General features: G+C 73.2%; 5 protein-coding genes and 1 rRNA gene. 5 read left to right on the forward strand and 1 reads right to left on the reverse strand.

The window, feature by feature from the left end; all coding sequences use genetic code 11:
* Positions 1-108 precede the first annotated feature (108 nt).
* The 5 genes from IH25_RS0117795 to IH25_RS0117815 all read left to right on the forward strand — a co-directional run bounded on the left by IH25_RS0117795 (position 109) and on the right by IH25_RS0117815 (position 5,785).
* Positions 109-1,512 (forward strand): glycerophosphoryl diester phosphodiesterase membrane domain-containing protein, encoded by a 1,404-nt coding sequence (locus tag IH25_RS0117795; RefSeq protein WP_030610710.1) that lies wholly within the window; start codon positions 109-111, stop codon positions 1,510-1,512.
* A 127-nt stretch (positions 1,513-1,639) separates the two neighbouring features.
* Positions 1,640-2,290 carry a DUF4129 domain-containing protein gene (locus IH25_RS0117800; RefSeq protein ID WP_037655137.1) on the forward strand — a complete coding sequence of 217 codons (651 nt, stop codon included), beginning with the start codon at positions 1,640-1,642 and terminating at the stop codon, positions 2,288-2,290.
* Complete coding sequence (locus IH25_RS0117805; RefSeq protein WP_030610715.1) at positions 2,287-3,486, forward strand: DUF4350 domain-containing protein; 1,200 nt, start codon at positions 2,287-2,289, stop codon at positions 3,484-3,486. The genes IH25_RS0117800 and IH25_RS0117805 overlap by 4 nt, the downstream gene beginning before the upstream one ends.
* Complete coding sequence (locus IH25_RS0117810; RefSeq protein ID WP_107058404.1) at positions 3,486-4,475, forward strand: AAA family ATPase; 990 nt, start codon at positions 3,486-3,488, stop codon at positions 4,473-4,475. The genes IH25_RS0117805 and IH25_RS0117810 overlap by 1 nt, the downstream gene beginning before the upstream one ends.
* Complete coding sequence (locus tag IH25_RS0117815; RefSeq protein WP_030610720.1) at positions 4,475-5,785, forward strand: DUF58 domain-containing protein; 1,311 nt, start codon at positions 4,475-4,477, stop codon at positions 5,783-5,785. The genes IH25_RS0117810 and IH25_RS0117815 overlap by 1 nt, the downstream gene beginning before the upstream one ends.
* Positions 5,786-5,905: 120 nt before the next feature.
* Here IH25_RS0117815 and rrf read toward each other — a convergent pair.
* Positions 5,906-6,000: ribosomal RNA gene (gene rrf / locus IH25_RS38580) — 5S ribosomal RNA — on the reverse strand; the annotation flags it as partial.

The raw sequence follows: 6,000 nt of genomic DNA on the forward strand, positions 1-6,000 counted from the left end.
TGAAGAAGTCCCGCCCCCACTGCGGCCGGTACCCCGATGACCGGCCCATGGCACGATGGCTGCCAACCCGCCGCCGCGACCGCGGACGGGCACCGAGAAGGAGCTTCGATGACTGACACTCCGGGCTGGGCCTCGCCCGGATCCGCCCCGTCGTCCGAGGGGCGGGAACCCGGTGCGTCCGGCCCCGCCGAGCCCGCCGACCGCCCCGGCCCCACCGAGCCCGCACCGCAGCCGGGCGCGGACCCGCAGGGCCCGGGCCTGAAATGGTCCAAGGAGCAGCCGCCACCCGGCCAGTGGTCGGCACCCACCGGCACCCCCGGGGCGTCCGGGACGCCCGGCCCGCATCAGACCCCGCCACCCCCGCCGCCCGGCCCCGGCTGGGGCGGTCAGCCCCCAGGCGCCCCGGGCCCCGGCGGCAACGGCGGTCACGGCGGTCATGGCGGCGGATACGCGGGCCCGCCCGCCGGCTACGGCGGTTACCCGGCCTGGGGCGGCGGCTGGGGCGGACCGCCGCCCGCCGCCAAACCCGGCGTCATCCCACTGCGCCCGCTCGGCGTCGGTGAAATCCTCGACGGCGCCGTCTCCACCATGCGCACCTACTGGCGCTCGGTCCTCGCCATCTCGCTGGCGGTCGCCCTGCTCACCGAGACCGGTCTGGTCCTGCTGCAGGGCTTCGTCCTCAACGACGCCCTCACCAACGCTTCGCTCGACAGCGAGACCGCCACCCCCGGCGAGGTGCTCCGCAGCCTGCGCGACACCATGGTCGGCACCGGACTCCTCACGGTGGTCTCGGCAGCCGCCACCATCGTCGCGACCGCCCTGCTCACGACCATCACCAGCCGTGCCGTGCTCGGCAAGCCGGTCAGCACCGGAGAGGCCTGGCGCGAGGCCCGCCCTCGGCTGCTCAAGCTGTGCGGTCTGCTCATCCTGCTCGGTCTGATCGTCTTCGGTGTGCTCGCCGCCGGCGCACTGCCCGGCTTCCTGGTCCTGATCAGCAGTCGCAGCGACGCCGCGGGGGCCGCGCTGATGGCCCTGGGCATCCTCGGCGCCGTCGTCGTCGCGGTCTGGCTGAGCATCCGCTACTACCTGGCCGCGCCCGCCCTGATGCTGGAACGGCAGGGCATCCGGAAGTCCATGAGCCGCTCCGCCCGGCTGGTGCGGGGCTCCTGGTGGCGCGTCTTCGGCATCCAGTTGCTCGCCGGCCTGATCGCGAACATCGTCTCCGCGATCGTGACCATCCCCTTCGCCGTCATCGGCGCTGCCGCGAGCGGTGACGGCATGGCCGACTTCCTCGCCACCAACGGCGGACACGTCGGCTGGACGTTCCTGATCATCCGGTCCATCGGCTCCGTGATCGGCACCACGCTCACCCTCCCGATCAGCGCAGGCGTCACCGCACTCCTGTACATCGACCAGCGCATCCGCCGCGAAGCCCTCGACCTGGAACTGGCCCGCGCGGCCGGTGTCCAGGGCCACGGCCCCGGCGCCCCCGGTCCCGTCCCCGGGAGCTGACGCGGTGAGCCTCACGGGGGCAGTACTCACGGCGGCGCTCCCATCGGGCGCCACCGCCGTCGCAGGAGTGTGGCGCGCGTCGGACCGTGTGCTCCTGGCGGCCGGCGGCTCGGGCGACGAGCCGCCGGTGACCATCCCACGCGATCCCGCGCGGGAAGCGGCCCGGCGCGAACTGTCCAAGGGGATGTACCACGAGAACGATCCCAGCCTGTTCCAGCGCGCCCTGGACGCGTTCTGGGACTGGCTCGACAAGCTGTTCGGCACGGCCGCGTCGGCCACCCCGGGCGGCGCGGTCGGCCTGTTCGTCGTCATCCTGTTCGTCGTCGCCGTCCTGGCCGCCCTCTGGTGGCGTCTCGGCACCCCCCGGCGCCAACCCACCTCCGCCGCACCGCTCTTCGACGAGCGCACCCGCAGCGCCGCCGAACACCGCGCGGCCGGCGAGGCGCACGCGGCCCAAGGCCACTGGAACCAGGCCGTCCAGGAACGCATGCGCGCCGTGGTCCGCTCCCTGGAGGAACGCGCCCTGCTCGACGTACGCCCCGGCCGCACCGCCGACGAAGCCGCCGCCGAGGCCGGCCGTACCCTGCCCGCCCACGCGGACCGACTACGCGCCGCGGCACGCGAGTTCGACGACGTCACATACGGCGGGCGCAATGCCGACGAGCAGGCGTACCGCCGCCTCGCCGCACTGGACCACGACGTGGAGAACACCCGGCCGAGCCTCGCCGGCAGTGCCGTCAACACGGCCCACACCGCCCGCCAGGGGGCGACCGAGTGACCACCGAGGCCCCACCGACGACGACCACCTCCACCGCACCCACCGCCCGCCGCTTGTGGACCCGGACACGCGGCGTCGTACTCGCCGTCGTCCTGATCCTGGCCGCGGCCGTCGCCATGGCCGCCGTCCGCTCCACCGCCCGTCACGGCGAACTGGACCCGCGCTCCGCCGACCCCTACGGCAGCCGCGCCGTCGCCGAACTCCTCGCCCAGCGGGGCGTGTCCACGCGCGTGGTCACCACACTCGACGCGGCACGCACCGCCACCGGCCCCGACACCACCCTGCTCGTCGCCGTTCCCGACCGGCTGACCCACCGTCAACAGACCCTGTTGCACTCGGCGATGGCGGACTCCGGCGGACGAACCGTCCTGGTCGCGGCCGGCAGCTGGTCCGTCGAACGACTCGCCCCCGGGGTCATCGCGGACCCCGCCACCAGCGCCGCCTCCACGCTCGCCCCGGCCTGCGCCCTGCCCGAGGCCCGGCGCGCGGGCACCGCCGACACCGGGGGCGTCCGCTACACCACCGCCCACCTCGACGCCGACTCCTGCTACCCCAGCGAGCGCCTCGCCACCCTGCTTCGGCTCCCCGCGGCCTCCGGAAGCGGCGACACCGTCGTGCTCGGCGCGCCCGACATCCTCTACAACGACCGCCTGGACGAACAGGGCAACGCCTCCCTCGCCCTTCAACTCCTCGGCTCGCGCCCCCATCTGGTCTGGTACCTCCCCTCGCTGTCCGATGCCTCCGGCGCCCCGGCCGACGGCCGAAAAGGCTTCTTCGACCTGCTCCCCTCGGGCTGGCTCTGGGCCACCCTGCAGCTCTTCATCGCGGCGGGCCTCGCCGCGTTCTGGCGGGCCCGCCGATTCGGCCCGCTCGTGGCCGAGAAACTCCCCGTCGCGATCCGCGCCTCCGAGACCACCGAAGGCCGCGCCCGCCTCTACCGCAAGGCCAACGCCCGCGACCGCGCGGCCGACGCGCTGCGCTCCGCCACCCGCACCCGCCTCGCCCCCCTCGCCGGCGTCCCCGTCGCTCAGGCGCACACGCCCGAGGCCCTGCTTCCCGCGCTCTCCGCCCGCCTGTCCGGCGACGGACAGGACCTGCACTCCCTCCTCTTCGTACCGCCGCCCGGCGACGACGCGGCCCTCATCGCCCTCACCGACCAACTCGACGCCCTCGAAAGAGAGGTACGCCGTTCATGATGGACCCGACCACTGACAACGCCGGGCAGCGCGGGGACGCGGACACCGCCCGCACCGCGCTGGAAGCCCTGCGCGCCGAGATCGCCAAAGCCGTGGTCGGCCAGGATCCCGCCGTGACCGGCCTCGTCGTCGCCCTCCTCTGCCGCGGACACGTACTCCTAGAAGGAGTCCCTGGGGTCGCCAAAACGTTGCTCGTCCGCGCCCTCGCATCCGCACTGGAACTCGACACCAAGCGCGTCCAGTTCACCCCGGACCTGATGCCGAGCGACGTCACGGGCTCCCTCGTCTACGACACCCGCAGCGCCGAGTTCTCCTTCCAGCCCGGCCCGGTCTTCACCAACCTGCTCCTCGCGGACGAGATCAACCGCACCCCGCCCAAGACCCAGTCCTCGCTGCTGGAGGCCATGGAGGAACGCCAGGTCACGGTCGACGGCACCCCACGCCCCCTCCCCGAGCCGTTCCTCGTCGCCGCGACCCAGAACCCGGTCGAATACGAGGGCACCTACCCCCTCCCGGAAGCGCAGCTGGACCGGTTCCTGCTGAAGCTCACGATCCCCCTGCCCTCCCGCCAGGACGAGATCGACGTCCTCACCCGGCACGCCTCGGGCTTCGACCCGCGCAACCTGCGCGCCGCCGGCGTACGACCGGTCGCCGGCCCCGCGGACCTGGAGGCGGCCCGCGCCGCGGTCGCCAAGACGACCGTCTCGCCCGAGATCACCGCCTACGTCGTGGACATCTGCCGCGCCACCCGCGAGTCGCCGTCACTCACCCTCGGCGTCTCTCCGCGCGGCGCCACCGCCCTGCTCGCCACCTCACGCGCCTGGGCCTGGCTCACCGGCCGCGACTACGTCATCCCCGACGACGTGAAGGCACTGGCCCTGCCGACACTCCGGCACCGCGTCCAGCTGCGCCCCGAAGCCGAGATGGAGGGCGTGACCGCCGACTCGGTCATCAACGCCATCCTCGCCCACGTCCCCGTCCCCCGCTGATGGCACTCACCGGACGCGCCGCACTCCTCGCGGCCCTCGGCTCGATCCCCGTCGGCATCCTGGAACCGGGCTGGACGGGCATCCTGGCGGTCAACGGCCCCCTGGCCCTGGCGTGCGCCTGCGACTACGCGCTGGCCGCGCCGGTACGCCGCCTGCTGCTGACCCGCTCCGGCGACACGTCCGTCCGTCTCGGTGACACCGCGAACGTGACGCTGACGGTGACGAATCCGACCCGCCGGCCGCTGCGCGCCCAGCTCCGGGACGCCTGGCCGCCGAGCGCATGGCAGCCAGGCACGGAGACCGAGGCGTCTCGGCACCGCCTGGCCGTGCCCCCGGGCGAGCGCCGACGCGTGACCACCAGGCTGCGCCCCACACGCCGCGGCGACCGCCAAGCCGACCTCGTGACCATTCGCTCCTACGGCCCCCTAGGTCTGTTCACCCGCCAAAGCGCCCACAAGGTGCCCTGGACGGTACGAGTCCTGCCCCCGTTCACCAGCCGCAAGCACCTTCCGTCGAGACTCGCCCGATTGCGTGAACTCGACGGCCGCACCAGCGCGCTCACCCGCGGGGAGGGCACGGAGTTCGACAGTCTGCGCGAGTACGTGCCCGGAGACGACACCCGCTCCATCGACTGGCGCGCCACAGCCCGGCAGTCCTCCGTCGCGGTGCGCACCTGGCGTCCGGAACGCGACCGGCACATCCTGTTGGTCCTGGACACCGGTCGGACCTCGGCGGGACGGGTGGGCGACGCCCCACGGCTGGACGCCTCCATGGACGCGGCCCTGCTGCTCGCGGCCCTCGCGTCACGCGCCGGCGACCGGCTGGCACTGCTGGCCTACGACCGCCGGGTGCGCGCTCTGGTCCAGGGCAGTACCGGCGGCGATGTCCTGCCCTCTCTCGTCAACGCGATGGCCGCGCTGGAACCGGAACTCGTCGAGACCGATGCCCGTGGTCTCACCGCCACCGCCCTGCGGACGGCACCTCGGCGTTCCCTGATCGTGCTTCTGACGACACTGGACGCGGCACCGGTGGAGCAGGGTCTGCTCCCCGTTCTTCCTCAACTGACTCGGCGCCACACGGTTCTGGTCGCGTCGGTGGCGGATCCGCACATTGCCCGCATGGCTCAGGCCCGGGGTAACGCTGAGGCCGTGTACGAGGCGGCGGCAGCGGCTCGCGCGCAGGATGAGCGCCGGCGGACCGCGGAGCAGCTCCGTCGTCATGGGGTGACGGTGGTGGACGCGACTCCGGAGGAACTGGCGCCGGCGCTCGCGGACGCCTATCTGGCGCTGAAAGCGGCGGGCCGGCTCTGAGAGCTTTTATGAGATCTCTTATCTACCGGCTCTTATCCGCGGCAGTCCCTTCGGGGACGCCATACCTGCATAACGCAGAAAACCCCCGCACCGTAAGGTGCGGGGGTTTCCCTAAGATTTGTTCGGCGGCGTCCTACTCTCCCACAGGGTCCCCCCTGCAGTACCATCGGCGCTGTGAGGCTTAGCTTCCGGGTTCGGAATGTAACCGGGCGTTT

The sequence above is a fragment of the Streptomyces achromogenes subsp. achromogenes genome (assembly GCF_000720835.1).
Classification (GTDB): Bacteria; Actinomycetota; Actinomycetes; order Streptomycetales; family Streptomycetaceae; genus Streptomyces; species Streptomyces achromogenes.

Excerpts from the sequence above, each read along its gene's own strand:
- IH25_RS0117815 (WP_030610720.1), top strand. The coding sequence starts at position 4,475 with ATGGCACTCACCGGACGCGCCGCACTCCTCGCGGCCCTCGGCTCGATC.
- IH25_RS0117795 (WP_030610710.1), top strand. The coding sequence starts at position 109 with ATGACTGACACTCCGGGCTGGGCCTCGCCCGGATCCGCCCCGTCGTCC.
- IH25_RS0117810 (WP_107058404.1), top strand. The coding sequence starts at position 3,486 with ATGGACCCGACCACTGACAACGCCGGGCAGCGCGGGGACGCGGACACC.